The organism is Gulosibacter hominis (assembly GCF_904842695.1).
GTDB lineage: Bacteria > Actinomycetota > Actinomycetes > Actinomycetales > Microbacteriaceae > Gulosibacter > Gulosibacter hominis.
Window position 1 is genome coordinate 325,210 of sequence record NZ_CAJGWQ010000001.1, and the last position, 19,125, is coordinate 344,334.

Consider the following 19,125-nt stretch of genomic DNA (forward strand, 5'->3'; position numbering starts at 1 on the left):
CGTAGCGGGTGCGGCAGCAGCTATCCGTGCGGCCCGATAGGCTGACCGGATGCGAACGAGCATTATCGGAGTTGGCGCGGTGGGCGGGGCCCTGGCCGCACTATTCGATCGTGCCGGGCATGAAATCACCGCCATTGTTCGACCCGAAAGCGCCAGTGCCGCAATAATCCAGCGCGATGGCCTGCGCCTAAGTGGCGCGCGCGGAACGCATCTTGCGCGGATACGAGTTGCCCACGAGCTGCCCAAAAACACCGAGCTAGTCATCGTGGCCACCCGCACCTTTCAAACCGATGCGGCACTCCAGGCCCATGCCGCACGGCTCGGCCCAGCCGGATTGCTTGCGAATGTGCCGGTCGTAATCGCACAAAACGGCTTGGATGGCCCACAGCGAGCTGTCACCGCACTGCACCGTGACGATAGCGGCGGTGTTTTTGGTGCGCTGGCACTGTTTCCGGCCACCCAGCGAGCCCCCGGCGACACAGTATTGACCGGCGACGGCCGAGTCTGTCTGGCGCCAGCTCGACCCCAGGATTTTGCCACCGCCAAGCAGCTCGCCTCGTTTTTTGACGATGCTTTCCCCACACTCGCGCTGCCGCGACTATATCCGGCTCTGTGGAGCAAGCTGCTCGTCAACCAGGTCAACGCCCTACCGGCCATTACCGGCAAGAGCGTGCAATTTACCTGCCGCCATCCGCTTACGTCCGCAATTTTGGCCCACTCGCTCACCGAGGCGGTCGCGGTGGCGGATGCGCACGGCATCCGCTGCATTAATATCGGCGTGTTGACGCCCGCCCACACGAGCATGATTCGCGCGGGTGCGGCGCTCGCCGTGGTGCGCTCGCGATTGGCGACAGCTTTTGGTGTGCGCCCCAACCCGGCGTCGACGCTGCAGGCAATCCGCCGCGGTCAGCCCACCGAAATCGACGATCTTAACGGTGCGGTTGTGCGGGCAGCAGCCGAAGTGGGGCTTTCGGCGCCGGTGAACGCGACGCTCACCGCACTCGTGCACGAGGTGAGCCGCAGCGGGCGGCATCTCAGCCTCGCCGAGCTGCGGCGTCGGATGGCGAAGCTCGGCGACGCTGATCGCGGAGGGGCTGCTGAGTGCGCAGGGGCTACGCTGCCACAATGACCGATAACCCACTGGTGACCGCAGTGATCGACTGGTACCGCTTCGACCACCGCGATTTTCCCTGGCGCGATCCCGATGTGACGCCCTGGGGCATTTTGGTGAGCGAGGTCATGTCGCATCAAACGCAAATGTCGCGAGTCACGCCCCGCTGGCTGGAGTTCATGCGGCGCTGGCCCACCCCGGCAGCGGCTGCCCAAGCGTCGGATGCCGAGATCCTGCGGGTGTGGGACCGGCTCGGCTACCCGCGCCGGGCGCTGGCGCTGCGCCAGTGCGCGCTAGCCATAGTTGAACGGCACGATGGCGAGGTACCGGCCGATCGTGAAGCGCTGCAGGCGCTCCCGGGTATCGGCCCCTACACCTCTGCGGCGGTGTGTTCGTTTGCATTCGGGATGCGCGTGCCGGTGGTCGACACAAATGTGCGCCGGGTGATTGCCCGGGCGGTTCACGGCGATGAGGTTGCGTGGCGGCCGAATGCGCGCCGTGATGAGGCCGAGATGCTGGCCCTACTGCCCCGCGTGGATGCCGATGTGCAGCCCTGGAATGCCGGGGCCATGGAGCTGGGCGCTACCGTGTGTTCACAGCGATCCCCTGATTGTGTCCGCTGCCCCATCGCCGAGATATGCGAGTGGCGCGGTGCCGGGTTCCCGTCGCTTCCCGATTCCGAGCGCGAGCGGCGGCAGCTTCGGCAACCAAAGTTTGCCGGCAGCAATCGTCAGCGTCGCGGCCGTGTGATGGCGATCGCGCGCGCTTCGCATGGCGGTTTTGCCATCGATCAGCTCTGGAATCGCATCCTGCTGGAGACAGATTTTTGTGCCCCGGAAGATTCGGTGCAGCTTGCTCGAGAACGCGAACAGCATCTGGCAGCTGCCGCGACGCTAGTTGCCGAGGGGATGCTGCAGCAGCGCGGCGATTGGATCTCGCTGCCGGGCGAGCCGGCACCATAGGTGGCCAGGGCACACAAAAGGCAGCGCCCCGCAAACGGCGAGTGCCCCGCTCACTCAACTGAGTGACGGGGCACTGCCGTGGGTTCAGCGCCGCTATTCGGCTGCTGATTCGCTATCGCGGTAGGGGTCGGCCTCGCCGGCAAACGACTTCCCCTCGCGTTCGCGGGCGACCCGTTCGTCGGCCTCACGTGCCTGCGCGAGCAGGTCATCAATGCGGCCAGCGTTTTCGGGAAGTGCGTCGAGGACAAATTCGATGCTGGGAGTGAGCCGGGTGTTGAGCTGCCGGCCGATTTCCGACCGGATCATGCCCGTTGCCGACTTGAGCGCCGCAGCGGTGCCCTTTCGTTCTTCTTCGGTGCCATAGACCGTGTAGAAGATCGTGGCGTGCTGCAGATCACCGGTGACTCGCACATCCGTGACGGTGACAAAGCCCAGGCGCGGGTCTTTTACTCCCCGCTCAAGAGTTTTTGCCACCAGCACGTGGATGCGTTCAGCGAGTCGAGCTGCGCGTGGATTTTCAGTCACGGGGCTTCTCTACCATCTCAATCGTTTCGATCTCGTCGCCGATCTGAATATCGTCGAATTTGCCGAGGCCGATACCACACTCGAAGCCCTCCCGGACCTCGGTGACATCGTCCTTGAAGCGGCGCAGTGATTCGATGGCCAGGCCATCTGCCACCACGACGCCCTCGCGAATGATGCGGGCCTTGGCGTTGCGGGTGATCGTGCCCGACTGCACCATACAGCCGGCGATATTGCCCCACTTCGACGAGCGGAAGATCTCACGGATCTCGGCAACACCCGACTGGACTTCCTCGTACTCCGGTTCGAGCATGCCGCGCAGCGACTTCTCAATGTCTTCGATCGCCTGGTAGATGACCGAGTAGAACCGGATGTCGACGCCCTCGCGGGCTGCACGCTCGCGAGCCTTGGCGTCGGGGCGCACGTTGAAGCCGATGATCACGGCGTTGTCGACAGTGGCGAGCGACACATCCGACTCGGAGATCGCACCCACCGCGCGGTGAATGATGCGCAGCTGTACCGACTCGTCGATTTCGATCTTGAGCAGTGAGTCTTCGAGCGCTTCGACAGCACCCGAAACATCGCCCTTGAGAATGAGGTTGAGTGACTGCACCTTGCCCTCTTCGAGCGCACGAGTGAAGTCTTCCAGCGACATCCGCTTGCGAGCCTTCGCCAGCTGGGCGTTACGCTCGGCCGCCTCACGTTTTTCAGCGATCTGGCGAGCCGTACGGTCGTCCTCGGTCACGATAAACGTGTCACCGGCGCGCGGCACCGAGCTGAGCCCCTGCACCTGCACCGGACGCGACGGACCGGCTTCGGTAACGTCATTACCGTTTTCGTCGAGCATTGCACGCACGCGACCGTAGGCGGTGCCGGCCACGATCGAGTCGCCAACACGCAGCGTACCCGACTGGATGAGCACGGTTGCCACCGAGCCGCGACCGCGGTCGAGTTTCGCTTCGATAGCGGTACCGCGAGCGTCACGGTTGGGGTTGGCTTCCAGCTCGAGCGCGGCATCAGCGGTGAGCAGCACGGCGTCGATCAGCTCGGAGATGTTTTCGCCCTTCTTGGCCGAAACATCCACGAACATGGTGTCGCCACCGTAGTCTTCGGCCACCAGGCCATACTCGGTCAGCTGTGAGCGCACCTTCTGCGGGTTGGCGCCGTCAACATCGATCTTGTTGACCGCAACCACGATCGGCACGCCGGCCGCCTGGGCGTGGTTCAACGCCTCAATGGTCTGCGGCATGATGCCGTCATCGGCGGCGACCACGAGGATCGCGATGTCAGTGACATTGGCACCGCGGGCACGCATGGCGGTAAACGCCTCGTGACCGGGGGTGTCGATGAAGGTGATCGCGCGGCGGACGCCCTCGTGCATCCCGGTGACCTGGTAGGCACCGATGTGCTGGGTAATGCCGCCAGCTTCACTGGCACCCACGTCAGCGCGACGGATTGCATCCAGCAGCGCGGTCTTACCGTGGTCGACGTGACCCATGACGGTGACCACTGGCGGACGGGGCTCCATGTCTTCTTCGTCTTCGACCTCTTCTGCCTCGAGGTCGATGTCAAACTGTTCGAGCAGTTCGCGGTCTTCGTCCTCGGGCGAAACGATCTCGATACGGTAGCCGAGCTCTTCACCCAGCACCTCAAAAGTTGCTTCGTCGAGCGATTCGGTAGCCGTTGCCATCTCACCAAGGTGGAAAAGCACCGTCACGAGGTCGCCGGGCGAAGCATCAATTTTGTCGGCAAAGTCGGCGATCGATGCGCCGCGACGCAGCCGGATGCGCGTCTCACCATCACCGTGTGGAACTTTCACACCGCCGATGGTCGGCGCTTCCCGCATCTCGTACTCGGCGCGTTTCGCCCGCTTCGACTTGCGCGACTTCGACTTACCGCCGCCGCGACCGAAGGCACCCGCGGTGCCGCCGCGACGTCCGCCGCCGCCACCGGGACGACCGCCCGGACGGCCGCCGAAACCACCGGGACCGCCGGGGCCACCTCCGCGGCCACGACCGCCGCCACCTGGGCGACCGGCGTGCTGCGGCTTTTCACCGGGCAGCACTCGCGGCTGACCCGGACGCGGAGCCTGCAACCCGGCCGTGTGCATCCCGGGGCGGGGGCGATTGCCACCGCGGTTACCGGGCTTCGCGCTGAACGGGTTATTGCCCGGACGCGGCGAGGCCTGCTTGCTCGAGAAGGGGTTATTACCCGGGCGCGGGCCGCGCGGCCGGGGCATGTTGTTGGGGCCGGGCTTGGGTGCGCCACCGGCGCCGGGCTTGGGCGCACCGGGCTTCGGAGCTGCACCCGGTTTCGGTGCGTCGGCCTTGGGCGCTGCTGCCGCCTTCGGTGCAGCATCCGGCTTCGGTGCTGCAGGCGCAGGCTTAGCGGCGGGCTTCGCCGCCGGTTTCGGTTCTGCCGGGGTGGGCGTGGGGGTTACTCCCGAACGAGTGGGTCGGGGTGCCGCACCGCGTCCGGGCTTCGGGCCGGGGGTCGGGGTGGGCTTCACACCCGAGCGCTGCGGCCGGGCACCGGGGGTCGGGGTGGGTTTCACGCCCGAGCGCGGAGCCGGTTTCGGGGCCGCAGGCTTTGTGGTCTTGCCCGCTGCGGGCTTTTTCGCCGCTCCAGTAGCGCCGGGCTTAGCGGCCGGTTTAGCTGCGGGGGTCGCCGATTTGGCGGCGGGTTTGGCAGCGGGCTTCTCGCCTGCTGCATCGCCGTCTGCCTGTGCCGCACGCTTCGCGAGCTCGTCGCGCAGTCGACGCGCGACGGGCGGCTCAACGCTGGAAGATGCGGTTTTTACAAACTCGCCCATCTCCTGCAGCGTTTGCAGGGCGACTTTCGATTCGACGCCCATCTCGGCGGCGATCTCATGTACGCGTGGTTTTGCCACTGTTCTCCTTCACCGGGTCTGATCCCCGGTGGGGAGCAGACCGTTTAACGTCGGTTGTGTCTCATCGTGAGCCACTCATGACTTGTCCATGGTCCGTTCAACCTTTGCTGTCGCGTCGTCGGCTGATTCCGACGACAGTTGACTGATGTACGCACGCAGTTCGTGATCGTCGAGAGTATTCACTCGCAAAGCACGCCGCCAGGCACGCTTTTCAAGTGCGGCTCTCGCGCAATCCGCGGACGGATGCAACCAGGCGCCTCGTCCCGGAGCCGAGGCCGATGTGTCTATCACCAGCCGATTTTCGGCCACCACCACTCGTGTGAGTGCAGATCTTGGGGCGCACGATCGGCATCCAATACACGTTCGCACCTGACCCATACTACCCCTCGGTGCTGGATATTTCCGGACACCGGGCGGTCGCGGTCGAGTTATTCGTCGTCTTCGAGGATGCTGTCGGGCTGAATATCGATGCGCGCACCGGTCAGTTTGGCGGCCAGGCGGGCGTTCTGCCCCTCCTTGCCGATCGCCAGCGAGAGCTGAAAATCGGGAACGAGCGCGCGAACCGCCTTCGCCTTCTCATCGAGCACGAACGCACTCGACACCTTTGCGGGACTGAGCGCGCTGGCCACAAATGTGGCCAGATCGGGGCTGTAGTCGACAATGTCGATTTTTTCACCCGCGAGTTCGTTCGTAACCGCGCGCACTCGAGCGCCGAGCTCGCCAATGCAGGCACCCTTGGCATTAATACCCGGCTGGTTGGCGCGCACCGCAATTTTGCTGCGGTGCCCGGCTTCGCGGGCTACCGACACGATTTCGACCAGCCCGCTGGAGATTTCCGGCACCTCCAGCTCGAAAAGTTTGCGCACCAGCGCCGGGTGCGTGCGCGACACGGTGATCTGCGGACCGCGCTTACCGGTACCACGCTCGACCTTGGTGATAAAAACCCGCATCCGGTGCCCGTGCGGATAGGTCTCGCCCGGCACCTGCTCTTCGGGCGGCAAAATACCCTCGACGGTACCGAAATCAACGTGAATCATGTTCGGGTTCGGCCCCTGCTGAACAACACCGGCAACGATGTCGCCCTCACGAGCCCGAAACTCACCGAACACGCGGTCGTCGCCGATATCGCGCATCCGCTGAGTGATGACCTGTTTGGCTGCCGTCGCAGCGATGCGGCCGAAATCTTCGGGATGCTCGATCGCCTCACCGATGACGTTGCCCTCATCGTCGAGTTCAGGAACGAGCACATTGATCTCACCGGTCTGCCGGTCGAGCTGGACGCGCGCACCCTTTGGCGGCTCAATGCCGAGTTCCTGGGTGGCGTGCTTCTGGTAGGCCGTCAGGATGGCCTGTTCAATAATGCCGGCCAGCTCGGCCTGGGGGATTTCCCGCTCTGCCTCAAGCAGCCGCAGCACTGCGAGATCGATCTTCATGTGTTCGCTCCCCTATTCAAATATGTTTGTTGTGAACCGCCTATGCTACCTGACGTCGCTCGAGCAGTGCCGCGATTGCCTCATCAGCGGGCATTTCGGTGCGCTCGTTAGTGCGCCGGTTCCAAAGCTCAACAATTCCCTCGCCGGCCTTCTTACCGGCGATGATGATCCACGGCATGCCCAGCAGCTCGGCATCGCCGAACTTCACGCCGGGTGAGGTTTTGACTCGATCGTCTACGAGCACCTCGAGCCCGGCTGCATCCGCTTCAGCAGCCAGTTTTTCAGCGAGCTCGAACGGCTCATCACCCTTACCGGTCGCAACAATTTGCACGTCGAACGGTGCCACCGACTCGGGCCAGATAAGGCCGCGGTCGTCGTGGTTCTGTTCGGCGATCAGCGCCAGGTTGCGGGTAACACCGATTCCGTATGAACCCATCGTCACCGTGACGAGCTTGCCATTGGGGTCGAGCACCTTCAGCCCGAGTGCCTCGGCATACTTGCGCCCCAGCTGGAACACGTGACCGATCTCGGTGCCGCGCTGCGTGGTGATCGACCCTGCCCCGCCGGGAGCCGGGTCGCCATCACGCACTTCGGCGGCTTCAATACGGCCATCGCAGCTGAAATCGCGGCCGAGCACCAGCGAAGCAACGTGGTGATCGACGCGGTTGGCGCCGACGATCCAGTTCGATCCCTCACCGATGCGCGAATCAACAAAATACGGGATACCGGTGATCGACTCGGCACCAAAAAACTGCTCCCCATCACGCCACGGTCCGATAAATCCCTTCACAATTTCGGGATGCGCGGCAAAGTCGGCCTCGCTGGCCGGCTCAACCTCGCGCGGCTGGAAAGCGACTTCGAGGCGCTTCATATCGACCTCGCGGTCACCCTCGAGCGCGATCACGGCGAGCTCACGGTTCCCATCGTGATCCACGAGCGCCACCACAATGTGCTTCAGCATGTCGGCAGCAACCCAGTCGCGCCCCTCGGGGTGCGGGTGGTTAGCGTTCGCCCAGTCAACAAGCGAGTCGATCGTGCCCGCACCCGGGGTCGCCACCACATTTGCTGCCGCATCCCCACTGGCGTCTCGAGCCGGCGCCGGAGTGGCGGTGTAGGCCTCAACATTGGCGGCATAGCTACCGTCTGCGCTACGCACAAAGATATCTTCACCAACCGGGGTGGGGTGCAGGAACTCCTCCGACTTCGATCCGCCCATAGCGCCCGAGTCGGCGGCCACAATGACGTATTCGAGCCCGAGCCGGGTGAAGATGCGCTCATAGGCGTCGCGCTGACGCTGGTAGCTCTCGTCGAGTCCCTCATCCGAGTAGTCGAACGAGTACGCATCCTTCATCGTGAATTCGCGGCCGCGCAAAATACCGGCACGCGGCCGAGCTTCATCGCGATATTTATCTTGAATCTGATAGATCGTCAGCGGCAGGTCTTTGTACGACGAATAGAGGTCTTTCACCACCGATGTGAACGCTTCTTCGTGGGTTGGTGCGAGCACCATCGGCACATCCTTGCGATCGGTGAGCCGGAACATGCCGTCGCCATAGTCGTCCAGACGCCCGGTGGCCTCATACAGTTCGGCTGGCAGCAGCGCAGGGAAAAGCATCTCTTGGGCGCCGGCGGCGGTCATCTCTTCGCGCACGATCTGCTCGACCTTGCGCCGCACCCGCAATCCCAGCGGCAGCCAGGCGAACACGCCCGGTGCTTGGCGACGGATGTATCCGGCACGTACGAGCAATTTGTGGCTCGAAACTTCGGCATCGGCAGGGTCATCGCGCAGTGTGCGCACGAACAGCGTAGAAAGACGTTCAATCACGGGTGTAATGCTACCCGCAGCGATGAGTGGTCACCGTAACCGCTACCAGGGTTTGTCGGCTCCGCCCCCAAAGCGATTGCCGTCGAGCTCATCCTCACGCTGATCGCGATTGTCTTCGAGGTCTTGTTCGATCTCGTCGAGCGCATCGGGGTTCGGGTCACCGGGTTGCCGCTTGTCTTTGCCGCCGTCCTCTTCCGGCTGCGGCTGGGGTGGCGACTGCTGTTCGAGGCGGCGAATTTTTTCGCGGATGCGCGGCTCGCTCTCGCGCAGTGATCCGGTCGCGGACGAGTCGGCACAGGTGGGGTCGGCTTCGGTGATCACCTTGAGCGCTTCGACATAGTGCGCGTGCGCGTTTTCAAAATCCGACTTGAAATAGGCATCGTCGCCCTGAGACTCGATGGTGATCGCCAGATTTGCCCGAATTGGGCACTGTTCTCGCGGCTGCGCCAGACCGAGTGCACTCTCGAATGCCGCGCGAGCCTCATCGTAGGCTTCCGCCGCCAACAGACTCGTCCCGGTGTTGTAGTCGGCCTTCCAGGTCTCAACGATATTGAGCCAGTGCAGCTGCGAGGAGGTGTTGAGCGCGCCCTCAAAGTTGCCATCGGCGTACTGACCGGTCACCACACTCGCGGCGATATGCTGCGCAATCAGCTTGCATCCGATAAGCCCCATCACGATGGCCAACGGCACCGCCACGAGCACAAAAATGCGCCGCTGACGCCGGCGACGACGTTCTGCTGCCAGCAGGCGCTCTCGGCGGTCAGCATCGCTTTCGCGCAGCTTCGTGAGCGCCGCCACGCGACGATCGAACTCGGCCTGCGCGGTCTGGTCAGTCTGCTCGCTCCGGTCAGTCTGCTCGCTCCGGTCAGTCTGCTCGGCCATATTTTTGCGACTCATTCCGACACCACCTTCGCCGCCGCAAGTTCGCGCTGCTGCCGCACCAACCAACCACATTCAACGAGCATCCAGCCGGCTGCCACCAGTGCAAACACCCAGTAAATCGGGAACGTCGTCACTCCCCCGCGCTGTGTGGCACCTTCGCCGCGAGCCGGGTCAATATCCGCCGCTTCCGGTTCACTATCGGCGTCGCGAAGCTGATATTCAACCCCGAGGTCATCGGCAATGTCTTGCAGATTCGCCTCATCAATCGTCGAGATTCCCTCCTGGCCACTGCGGTCACGGATGTACTCGTCGCCGCTATAGGGATCAGAATCGCGCATCCGGCCACCGCGTTCGGTGCCATAACCAAACACCTTGCCGCCCTGGATAAGATCGGCCGACCCGCGATACCGTTCGGGTGTGGTGTCGGAAGTGATCTCGCCATCACCCAGGTAGTAGACCACGCGCATCCGTTCCGGGTTGTAATCGATCGCATTATTGAGCACCTGCTGCAACATCTCGGCTCCGGCACCGATCGACGAGCCGTGACTGCGACCGGATGGTTGCGGCTGCGCCAATTGCATCGCTTTGGCCAGTGCCGTCGTATCGGTGGTAAAGGGCAGTCGGTACTGGGCTTCGCTATCAAATGTGATGAGCGCAAACCGCGCCCCCGCGTGCCGCAGCGCCAGCTGTTCAATATCGCTGCGCATCCCGGTCAGCCGCGGTTCACTGCCATTCCAGTCTTCGGCACCGGCCGAGCCGCTGAGGTCGACCACAAACACCACATCGAGTTCGGTGTTCGCGGCATTCGTCGCCACCGACCCAACGCCCGGGCGCAGCGCCGCGATCAGCACCGCGCACACCAGCAGCAGCCGCCCGAGCCACATTCCGCGACCATCTTTCGGGGCCGCACGCATCCCGACCAACACCAGCGCCACCAGACCGCTGCCGATCAGTAGCAGCAGTAGCGGATGCACGAGCGGATTGAGCGTCATAGTCGCGACCTCCAGACCATCGTCAAATAGATCGCCGTACCGCCCAGGAGCAGCCACAGCCAAACTTCGGGCCGGTCGGTGATGGTCAGCTGCGGAGCGCCGCGAATCAGGCTTGTCTGCTCAGAGGTGATGGTGTCGACGATGGTGTCGACCTGGGTGCCGTCAGTGAGCGCGAAATATGTGCCGCCATTGTTTTCGAGCGAAATTCGATACTCTTCGGCGTAGGCGTCCTGGTTTTCGTTGGCGTCGAGCCCGTACACCGAGATCGAATTGTGGCGCGCATATTGCAGCGCTTCGGGAAGCGTGACTGTCTGTTCCCCATTCACCTGGTTGTCGGTGGCGAGAATGATCGACCGCGAGCGGCCGTCATCGATCGGTTCTTCATCGGTAGACGGCGCCGCCCCCTCAAACTGCATGACGCATGACGCCAGACCATCGCCCACGAGCGAAGCGCCGGGTTTTTCGAGGGTGCCAACATTGACGAACTCGGAATACCCACCCGACTCCATTGCGTCACGCATTTGCTCAAGCTGTTCTTTCACAAATGCGTAGTCGTCAGTGAGCGGAAAAATCGGCACCGCCGACGAGTTCCACACCACCAGCGACATGCGTTCGCCATCGAAGCCTGGCAGCATCTCGAGATAGCGGTCGATCACCTTCGCGTCATAATCAACCATCGATCCCGATACATCCAGGCACAGCACAATATCGCGGTTGTATTTTTCGGGCGTCACCACGTTTGTGTACACCCAGCGGGCCCCGCCAATTGTGGCAACCACGAGGCTGAGCACCGCGGCGATAAGCGCGAACCAGACGCGTTTGGATGCCTTTCGCACCGCCCGGTCATACTCGGGTAGCCTTGTCAGGCGCGCCGAGTTGGCGATCGGGGTGCCGGTTTTTCGGTGACCTGGTCTGAACAGCTGCTGGCTGATGATCACGGCCACCAGCAGCACCAGCACGACTATCGGCACCCACCACAGCACTAGTGACATCCCGACATCACCTGCCTGGCGGCTCGCACCGACTCATCAAAGTTTTCGGGAGGCTCGGCGGCAAACACCGCTGGATAAAATTTTGCCACCGCATCGGCTGTGCCCCGCAGCGGTGACTGCTGCAACTGCCTCAGCGTCATCTTGTCGGCGGGGATGCCGGTTATGACGGCGACATATTTTCGTACCGCACGCGAAAGTTCCTCGGTGGCTTCGCGCTGACCGAGCTCGCCGTTTCGAGCCCGCTGTTCGAGGGCATCCACACGCTCGGCCAATTGGCTTTGTAGCGTAACGGGATCGGCCGGTTGCGCATCGGGATGCTGTCGCACTGCGCGTGCTTGCCGTCGCGTGAGCAGCGTGGTCACCAAAAAATAGGCGATGATCAGCGCCAATAACAGCAGCCCCAGCAGCAACCACACCGGCGAGTATCCGGTTGGAGGCATCGGCGGGCTCGGTGCCGGCCAATCGTCATCGGGTTTCAGCCGCGGCACCAGCGTCAGGTTCAGGACGAAACTAGTGCCGGTCATACTGCCTCGTTCTCAACATCTCGAGCAGTTTTGGCGCCACCTCGTCACGGAGCTCGAGGCGCGCATACGAGGCGCCCGCGCGACGCAGCAGCTGCAGCAGCCGCTCATTACGCTGGTCGCTGGCACGCACCACCGCCGCCGCAAGCTCGGTGTCGCCCTGCAGCACCCGAGGTAGGGCCCAATACCCGGCCACATCAAAACTCCGCTGCCGGCGACTGTTTTTTAGCCCCATCGGATGCGCATCAGCCAGTTCAACCCACAGCAGTTCATGCTGATACGACAGCGTGGCAATGAGTTCTTCGAGCTCGCTGCTCATAACCACCTCATCGGCTACCACCACCAGTAGCGAGCGCTGCCGTTCGCGGTCGCGCACCTGCCGAAGTAGCGCCAGCAGGTCGCTTTCGGCGGTGTCGGAACCACCATCGCTGTGGATGCGTCCCAGTAGCCGCTCGAGTTCGCCCTCCCCGACGCGGAACGGGAACCGTTCGTTTCGGCGCGCATCCGCCACCAGCGCCCCGACTTCGTCGCCGTGCTGCAGTGCGAGCCAGCCCAAAATACCCACGGCCTCGACCGCAAGATCGGCTTTTCGTTCTCCAGCGGCCGATACCGCACCGAGATTCCGGCCACCAGCAACCGCAAAGAGCAGGCGGTGCCGCCGCTCGGCGCCATAGCGACGCACCATGATCGCACTGTGGCGGGCGCTGGCTCGCCAGTCGATATCGCCAACCTCATCGCCGGGCTGGTAATCACGCAGATCATCAAAATCTAGGCTGCGGCCGCGATGTATCGATGCGTACTGCCCCTCGAGCAGATGCGCCACCGGACGGCGGGCACGCACATAGAGCCGTGATTTCACACGGCTCAGCAGCGATTGCGACTCAGCTTGCACGGGCACTACGGCGTCCGGATCGCCCCGAGAACCGCATCAACATAGTGGTCGGCCGTCACGCCCGTGGCCGCTGCCTCATAACTGAGCACGAGCCGGTGCCGAAGCACTCGCGGCGCTATCGAACGCACATGCTCGGGAAGCACCTGCGCGCTGCCCTCAATCAGTGCCAGGGCGCGGGCACCGGCACTCAGCGCGATAGCGGCTCGCGGTGACACCCCAACCTCGAGCAGGCGGGCAAGCTCTGGCGGCAAATACTGTTCGATGTGACGGGTTACATAGGTGATCGACACGATGTATTCGGTGATTGCCGGGTCGATATACACGCGCTTCACCAGTTCTTGCAGCCGCTGCACATCGTCGAGCGTGGCAACCGGTTTTGGTTCGGTGGCAAACCGTCCCTCATCGATGCGTCGCAGCACCTCGGCTTCTTCAGCGGGCGTGGGATAGTCGAGCACGTCCTTCAGCATGAAACGGTCGAGCTGCGCCTCGGCAAGCACATAGGTGCCCTCCTGCTCGATCGGGTTTTGGGTGGCGATCACCATAAACGGCTTTGGCAGCGGGTATTCCACACCACCGATCGTGGTTTGCCGCTCCTGCATCGATTCGAGCATCGCCGACTGAGTTTTGGCACTCGACCGGTTAATCTCGTCAAGCAGCACGATATTTGCGTGCACCGGCCCCAGCTGGGTGCGAAACTCACCATCGCGGGCATCGTAAATCTGACTGCCAATAATGTCGCTCGGCAGCAGGTCGGGTGTGCACTGGATGCGGTTAAAGCTCCCGTCAACGGCCGCGGCAATTGTTTCGGCCGCGGTAGTTTTTGCCAGACCCGGCACCGATTCGAGCAGCACATGGCCACCGCAAATAAGCCCCACCAGCAGTGACTCGCCAAGTCGTCGTTGGCCAACAACTCGATCCGAGAAGGCCTCGGCAATCCGCGAAATCGTTTCGGACGATTCCGCAAGTTCGGCTTCGCTAAGCGAATTGGCCGCTGCCTGCCGATCCGGCTGTGCCAGCTGCTGCGGAGGCAGCATCGGTAGTGGCCGGTTTAGCTGTTGCGGCTGCTGAGTCGGCTGCGGCACCGGCTGCGGCCTTCCCCAGCCCGGCTGCGCGGGCGATGTCTGACCGTATGTGCCCTGAAATTGCGGCGCGCCCGTCGCCTGCGGCACCGGCCCCGGTCCCGCAGGCGGCGGTGACCCCTGCCACTGTTGCTGGTATGCCGAAAAGGCGCCGTTGGGACGTTCAGAAGGCGAATGCATGCCGCCCAGGTTACGCGATGATTTCTGGTGAGCCTTCAGACCCCGGTGGCATTTCGGCGGCAATGCGCTCAGCCTCTGCGATGAGGGTCGGTACGATCTCCGATTCAGGCACGGTTTTGATGACCTCACCCTTGATAAAAATCTGCCCCTTACCGTTACCCGAGGCGACCCCAAGGTCGGCTTCGCGGGCCTCTCCCGGACCATTCACAATGCATCCCATTACCGCGACGCGAATCGGGACGGTGAGGTGTTTCAATCCCTCTTCAACTGAATTGGCGAGGGTGTACACATCCACCTGCGCGCGGCCACACGACGGACACGAAACAATCTCGAGCTTGCGTTCGCGCAGATTCAGCGAGCGCAAAATCGCCAGCCCCACCTTCACCTCTTCAACCGGTGGAGCCGAGAGCGAAACGCGAATCGTGTCGCCAATTCCGTCACCCAGCAGCGAACCGAATGCCACCGCCGATTTGATGGTGCCCTGGAAGGCGGGCCCGGCCTCGGTCACACCGAGGTGCAGCGGCCAGTCGCCGCGCTCTGAAAGCATCCGGTATGCATTCACCATGACCACCGGGTCGTTGTGTTTCACCGAAATACCGAAGTCGTGGAAGCCGTGCTCTTCAAACAGGCTCGCCTCCCACACCGCCGACTCAACGAGTGCTTCCGCGGTGGGGCGGCCATATTTTTGCAGCAGCGACGGCTCGAGCGAGCCCGCGTTGACACCGATTCGCAGCGCCACACCGGCATCGGACGCGGCCTTGGCGATCTCACCCACCCGGTCGTCAAACTTGCGAATATTGCCCGGGTTCACGCGCACCCCGGCGCAACCGGCATCGATCGCCTGGAAAACATAGTTCGGCTGGAAGTGAATATCCGCGATCACCGGAATCGGGCTCTTTTTCGCAATGATCGGCAGCGCCTCGGCGTCATCCCGGCTGGGCACAGCAACACGCACAATATCGCAGCCAGCGGCCGTGAGTTCGGCGATCTGCTGCAAAGTGGCGTTGATGTCAGTGGTCGGGGTGGTGGTCATCGACTGCACCGTGATGGGTGCATCGCCACCGACATACAGCGAGCCGAGTTTCACCTTGCGCGTCTTGCGGCGCGGGGTGATCACTTCGGGGACCTTGGGCATACCGAGATTTACTGCAGACACGCTACGAGTTTACGACGGGACTGCCTGACAGACCGCACCGACTCGGTGCGCGCCGTCACGAACACTATTCAAACAGCCGGATGGGGTTGACGATATCGGTGAAAATAAACAGCGCACCGATCAGCATCAGCAGCCCCGCCACCACGATCGTGACCGGCAAGAGTTTTGCCGAGTCAAACGGCGCCGGGTCGGGACGGCGCCGCAGCCGCGCCCACCACTTGCGCAGGCCATCCCACAGCGCCGCTGCAATATGCCCGCCATCAAGCGGCGGCAGCGGAATCAGGTTCATCAACCCGAGCGCAACGTTCACAGAGCCGACCATGCCGATCATGGTGGCAGCGCGATCGGCAATTGACACATCGTGCAGCTGCGCGATCTGACCGGTAATCACCCCGACACCAACCACGCTCACGGGCCCGTTCGGATCGCGTTCGGCGCCGAGAAAGCCTGCCTGGAACATCTCAACCACCCGCTGCGGCATGGTGATGATCACATTCACCACCGCGCGCGACTGCTGCACAAACATTTCACCGGCGTAATAGGGCGATTCGTGCACTTTTTCGAACCGCGAACCGAAGCCCACAAAACCGACCGTTTCGAGCACCGGTTTGCCGGCGTCATCTTTCACCTGGCTGCCAGTGACCTCGTCAAAAACATAGCGCTGGGTTGGTTCGGGATGCAGCACTGTCTCATGAATTACGCCCTCGCGCGTGTACTGGAGTTTGAGGTCTTTACCGGCTGACTCGCGAATGATCTGCTGCACCTCATCCCACGAGCCGGGATATTCGGAGTCAATCCTTACCAGGGTGTCGCCGGGGCGCAGCCCCGCCGCGTATGCCGGAGATGGTGTTTCGCACGAATCGGGGTCAGCGGTTGCTTCTTGGCCGGCCGGAACCACGCAGCGGTACACCGATTCGAGCGTCAGCGATGGCTGATTCACACCGAACCCGCTGGCGACGATCACAAAACAAATGATGGCGACGATGAAATTCATCAGCGGTCCGCCAAACATCACCAGCAGCCGCTGCCACACCGGCAAGCGGTAGAACGCACGATGCTCTTGCCCGGGCGGAATTGTTTCGGCCGATGCCTGGCGACCGTCCTCGATGAATTGCGAGAGGATCCCGGTGCCTCGCGCCTTGGCCTTCTCGCCCGGTGCCGGCGGATACATGCCGATCATCTGCACGTATCCGCCAAGCGGAATCGCTTTCACACCGTATTCGGTCTCACCACGTTTTGTTGACCAGAGCGTCGGACCAAACCCGATCATGTATTGCGTGGTCAGCACATTGAAGCGCTTCGCGAAATACAGATGCCCGCATTCGTGCAGCGCAATCGACAGCGCGATACCGAAAATCGCGATGAGGATTCCAATAATGAACGCAATGACATCAATCACAGCGTTCAACCTTAAACCGCAATGATCCGGGCCGCCTCGGCACGCGCCCAGCGCTCGGTTTCGGCCAGTGACTCGCGGGTGATCTCACCCGATGCTGGCTGATAGCGGTCAACTACCCGCGCCACTGTGTCGACGATCTCGACAAAGCCCAGCGCGCCCTCGTGGAATGCATCCACACACACCTCGTTCGCGGCATTGAACACCGCCGGGTATCCCCCGCCAGCTTCGCCAACCCGAGCCGCCAGCTGCAGTGCCGGGAAAGTTTCGTGATCGGGAGCTTCAAAAGTCCAGGTGTGTGCACTTGTGAAATCAACCGGCGGCACCGCATCCGGCACACGTTTGGGCCAGTCAAGCGCCAGCGCGATCGGCAACCGCATATCGGGGTTCGACACCTGCGCCAAAATCGAGCCGTCAACATACTCGACCATCGAGTGAATCATCGATTGCGGATGCACCACCACATCGATCTGCGAAAACGGGATGTCAAAAAGCACATGGGCCTCGATAACCTCCAGCCCCTTATTAACGAGGGTGGCCGAGTTGGTGGTCACCACCCGCCCCATATCCCACGTGGGATGCGCGAGCGCCTGTGCCGGGGTTACCTCGCGCAGCTGTGCCCGTGTTTTGCCCCGAAACGGGCCGCCCGAGGCCGTGAGAATGAGTCGCCGCACCTCGGACCGGCTGCCGCCACTGAGACACTGCGCTAGAGCCGAGTGTTCAGAATCAACCGGAACGATCTGGCCGGGATTCGCGAGCCTGCGCACGAGCGGCGCCCCGACGATGAGCGATTCTTTATTGGCAAGGGCCAAAGTACGACCGGTTTCGAGCGCGGCCAGCGTCGGCCCCAGCCCCACCGAGCCGGTAATACCGTTCACCACCACATCGGCGTCCACATCCCGCACAAGCTGCTCGGCCGCATCCGCACCCAGCGCGGTGTGCGCCGCGGGCACGTTGAACTGCGCCGCCTGTTCGGCGAGCTGTTCGGCATTGCGTCCGGCGCTGAGCGCCACCACCTCGAAGCGATCGGGGTTTGCCCGCACAATCTCGAGGGTCTGGGTGCCGATTGAGCCGGTTGATCCGAGCACCACTACGCGACGCAACTGTTCAGTCATGACACATACGTTAGCGCCGCCGAGGCCGTAGCATGGCTGACAGTGCGCTTGCGGTGGCAGAACCCGGTGTGTTCGGGTCGACTGGAAGCGATTGATTTTTGTAGTTGAGGCTGTGGCTGAGGAGGCGGTGTCGCGGTGGGACGTTCGGGAACTTTCATGGCAGCGGATGCGGTGGAGCTTGCGACGGTTTCGCGCGGCGGCTTCATCGAGTCGCGGCATATCGGCTCGGCGGCGGTGGTTGACGGCGAGGGCGAACCGATCGCCCTTATTGGTGACACCTCGACACCGGTGTTTCCGCGTTCGACCATGAAATTTTTGCAGACGCTGGCCGCATTGGATGCGGGTGCTCCGCTTGATGGTGAGCATCTGGCGATCGCCTGTGCCAGCCATTCCGGCACTCCCCTGCATGTGGCGCTGGTTCGGGATATTCTCGGCCGCGCGGGGCTGGATGAGACGGCGCTGCAGTGCCCGCCCGCCTGGCCTGCCGACCGCGCCGCCCGCGACGCGCTAATTCGATCTGGTGAACCCAACGCCCCGATCTATATGGAGTGTTCGGGTAAGCACGCGGCATTTCTTGCCGCCTGCCGTGCAGCGGGATGGCCCACCGACAACTATCTCGACCCCGAGCATCCTCTGCAGCGCCGAGTCGCTGAAACCGTGGGCCGATTTGGTGGTGGACGTATCGACCACACCTCGGTTGACGGTTGTGGCGCCCCGGTACACACCATGCCGCTGGTTGCGTTGGCGCGCAGTATGGCGCGTTTCGCCACCGCGCAAGAATCGTCGCCGTTTGCGATATTCCGTCACGCAGCACAAATTCGGGATGCGGTGATTGCGCATCCAACCGCGATGTCGGGTGCCGGTCGCCCCGATACCGTGTTGATCGAGCAGCTCGGCATCATGGCAAAGTTTGGTGCCGAAGGGGTGTATGTCGCCGCCACCCGAGAAGGTGTGTCGGTGGCGTTGAAATATCTCGACGGCACCGGTCGCGGTGCACCGCTGGTGGCGCTCCAGCTGCTCGTTGCGGCGGGCGCCGTTGCGCCGCAACAGGCCGAGCAGGTGCTGCCGTATCTGGGCCTGGAGGTGCGCGGTGGTGGCCGCGTGGTCGGGCACGTAAATGTGGGTGCCGGTGTTCCTGTCGAGCTTCCCGCTCGCTAGTTTTGATCGCGGTTGCTGG

17 protein-coding genes are annotated in these 19,125 nt (G+C 62.9%); 3 read left to right on the top strand and 14 right to left on the bottom strand.

Going from position 1 to position 19,125, the window contains the following annotated elements:
• The first annotated feature begins 49 nt into the window (after positions 1-49).
• Together JMV54_RS01505 and JMV54_RS01510 are read left to right on the top strand one after the other, a co-directional pair.
• Complete coding sequence (locus JMV54_RS01505) at positions 50-1,129, top strand: ketopantoate reductase family protein (RefSeq protein ID WP_201517100.1); 1,080 nt, start codon at positions 50-52, stop codon at positions 1,127-1,129.
• Positions 1,126-2,073, top strand: a complete 948-nt coding sequence (locus tag JMV54_RS01510; RefSeq protein ID WP_201517101.1) for an A/G-specific adenine glycosylase — start codon at positions 1,126-1,128, stop codon at positions 2,071-2,073. Before JMV54_RS01505 ends, JMV54_RS01510 begins: the two co-directional genes overlap by 4 nt.
• Positions 2,074-2,166: 93 nt before the next feature.
• Here JMV54_RS01510 and rbfA read toward each other — a convergent pair whose 3' ends face one another.
• The 14 genes from rbfA to dxr form a co-directional block, all read right to left on the bottom strand.
• Entirely contained in the window at positions 2,167-2,598 is a 432-nt protein-coding gene (gene rbfA, locus JMV54_RS01515) for a 30S ribosome-binding factor RbfA (RefSeq protein ID WP_201517102.1), read from the bottom strand.
• Complete coding sequence (gene infB / locus JMV54_RS01520; RefSeq protein WP_201517103.1) at positions 2,591-5,485, bottom strand: translation initiation factor IF-2; 2,895 nt, start codon at positions 5,483-5,485, stop codon at positions 2,591-2,593. The genes rbfA and infB overlap by 8 nt, the downstream gene beginning before the upstream one ends.
• A gap of 75 nt (positions 5,486-5,560) precedes the next feature.
• Positions 5,561-5,863, bottom strand: a complete 303-nt coding sequence (locus JMV54_RS01525) for a YlxR family protein (RefSeq protein WP_201517104.1) — start codon at positions 5,861-5,863, stop codon at positions 5,561-5,563.
• A 50-nt stretch (positions 5,864-5,913) separates the two neighbouring features.
• The gene (gene nusA, locus JMV54_RS01530) at positions 5,914-6,918 is read right to left on the bottom strand and encodes a transcription termination factor NusA (RefSeq protein ID WP_201517105.1); all 1,005 of its coding nucleotides are present in this window, start codon (positions 6,916-6,918) and stop codon (positions 5,914-5,916) included.
• 40 nt (positions 6,919-6,958) lie between these two features.
• A complete protein-coding gene (locus JMV54_RS01535; RefSeq protein WP_201517106.1) occupies positions 6,959-8,743 on the bottom strand; it encodes a proline--tRNA ligase in 1,785 nt (594 codons plus the stop codon).
• A 42-nt stretch (positions 8,744-8,785) separates the two neighbouring features.
• On the bottom strand, positions 8,786-9,640 hold the full coding sequence (locus JMV54_RS01540; protein ID WP_201517107.1) for a hypothetical protein: 855 nt from the start codon (positions 9,638-9,640) through the stop codon (positions 8,786-8,788).
• Positions 9,637-10,617, bottom strand: coding sequence for a vWA domain-containing protein (locus JMV54_RS01545; protein WP_201517108.1), 981 nt, complete (start codon positions 10,615-10,617; stop codon positions 9,637-9,639). The genes JMV54_RS01540 and JMV54_RS01545 overlap by 4 nt, the downstream gene beginning before the upstream one ends.
• Complete coding sequence (locus tag JMV54_RS01550) at positions 10,614-11,609, bottom strand: vWA domain-containing protein (protein WP_201517109.1); 996 nt, start codon at positions 11,607-11,609, stop codon at positions 10,614-10,616. The genes JMV54_RS01545 and JMV54_RS01550 overlap by 4 nt, the downstream gene beginning before the upstream one ends.
• Positions 11,600-12,133, bottom strand: coding sequence for a hypothetical protein (locus tag JMV54_RS01555; protein ID WP_201517110.1), 534 nt, complete (start codon positions 12,131-12,133; stop codon positions 11,600-11,602). The genes JMV54_RS01550 and JMV54_RS01555 overlap by 10 nt, the downstream gene beginning before the upstream one ends.
• Complete coding sequence (locus JMV54_RS01560) at positions 12,120-13,028, bottom strand: DUF58 domain-containing protein (protein WP_201517111.1); 909 nt, start codon at positions 13,026-13,028, stop codon at positions 12,120-12,122. Before JMV54_RS01560 ends, JMV54_RS01555 begins: the two co-directional genes overlap by 14 nt.
• Positions 13,028-14,056: an AAA family ATPase gene (locus tag JMV54_RS01565; protein ID WP_201517276.1), complete on the bottom strand. Its 1,029-nt coding sequence runs from the start codon at positions 14,054-14,056 to the stop codon at positions 13,028-13,030. The genes JMV54_RS01560 and JMV54_RS01565 overlap by 1 nt, the downstream gene beginning before the upstream one ends.
• A 235-nt stretch (positions 14,057-14,291) precedes the next feature.
• Complete coding sequence (gene ispG / locus JMV54_RS01570) at positions 14,292-15,437, bottom strand: flavodoxin-dependent (E)-4-hydroxy-3-methylbut-2-enyl-diphosphate synthase (RefSeq protein WP_201517112.1); 1,146 nt, start codon at positions 15,435-15,437, stop codon at positions 14,292-14,294.
• 64 nt (positions 15,438-15,501) lie between these two features.
• The gene (locus JMV54_RS01575) at positions 15,502-16,836 is read right to left on the bottom strand and encodes a M50 family metallopeptidase (protein WP_201517113.1); all 1,335 of its coding nucleotides are present in this window, start codon (positions 16,834-16,836) and stop codon (positions 15,502-15,504) included.
• A gap of 11 nt (positions 16,837-16,847) precedes the next feature.
• Complete coding sequence (gene dxr / locus JMV54_RS01580) at positions 16,848-17,936, bottom strand: 1-deoxy-D-xylulose-5-phosphate reductoisomerase (protein WP_201517277.1); 1,089 nt, start codon at positions 17,934-17,936, stop codon at positions 16,848-16,850.
• Positions 17,937-18,083: 147 nt separating this feature from the next.
• Between dxr and JMV54_RS01585 the strand changes: the two genes are divergently transcribed.
• Positions 18,084-19,106 (top strand): asparaginase, encoded by a 1,023-nt coding sequence (locus tag JMV54_RS01585; RefSeq protein ID WP_338085370.1) that lies wholly within the window; start codon positions 18,084-18,086, stop codon positions 19,104-19,106.
• Positions 19,107-19,125: the final 19 nt, after the last annotated feature.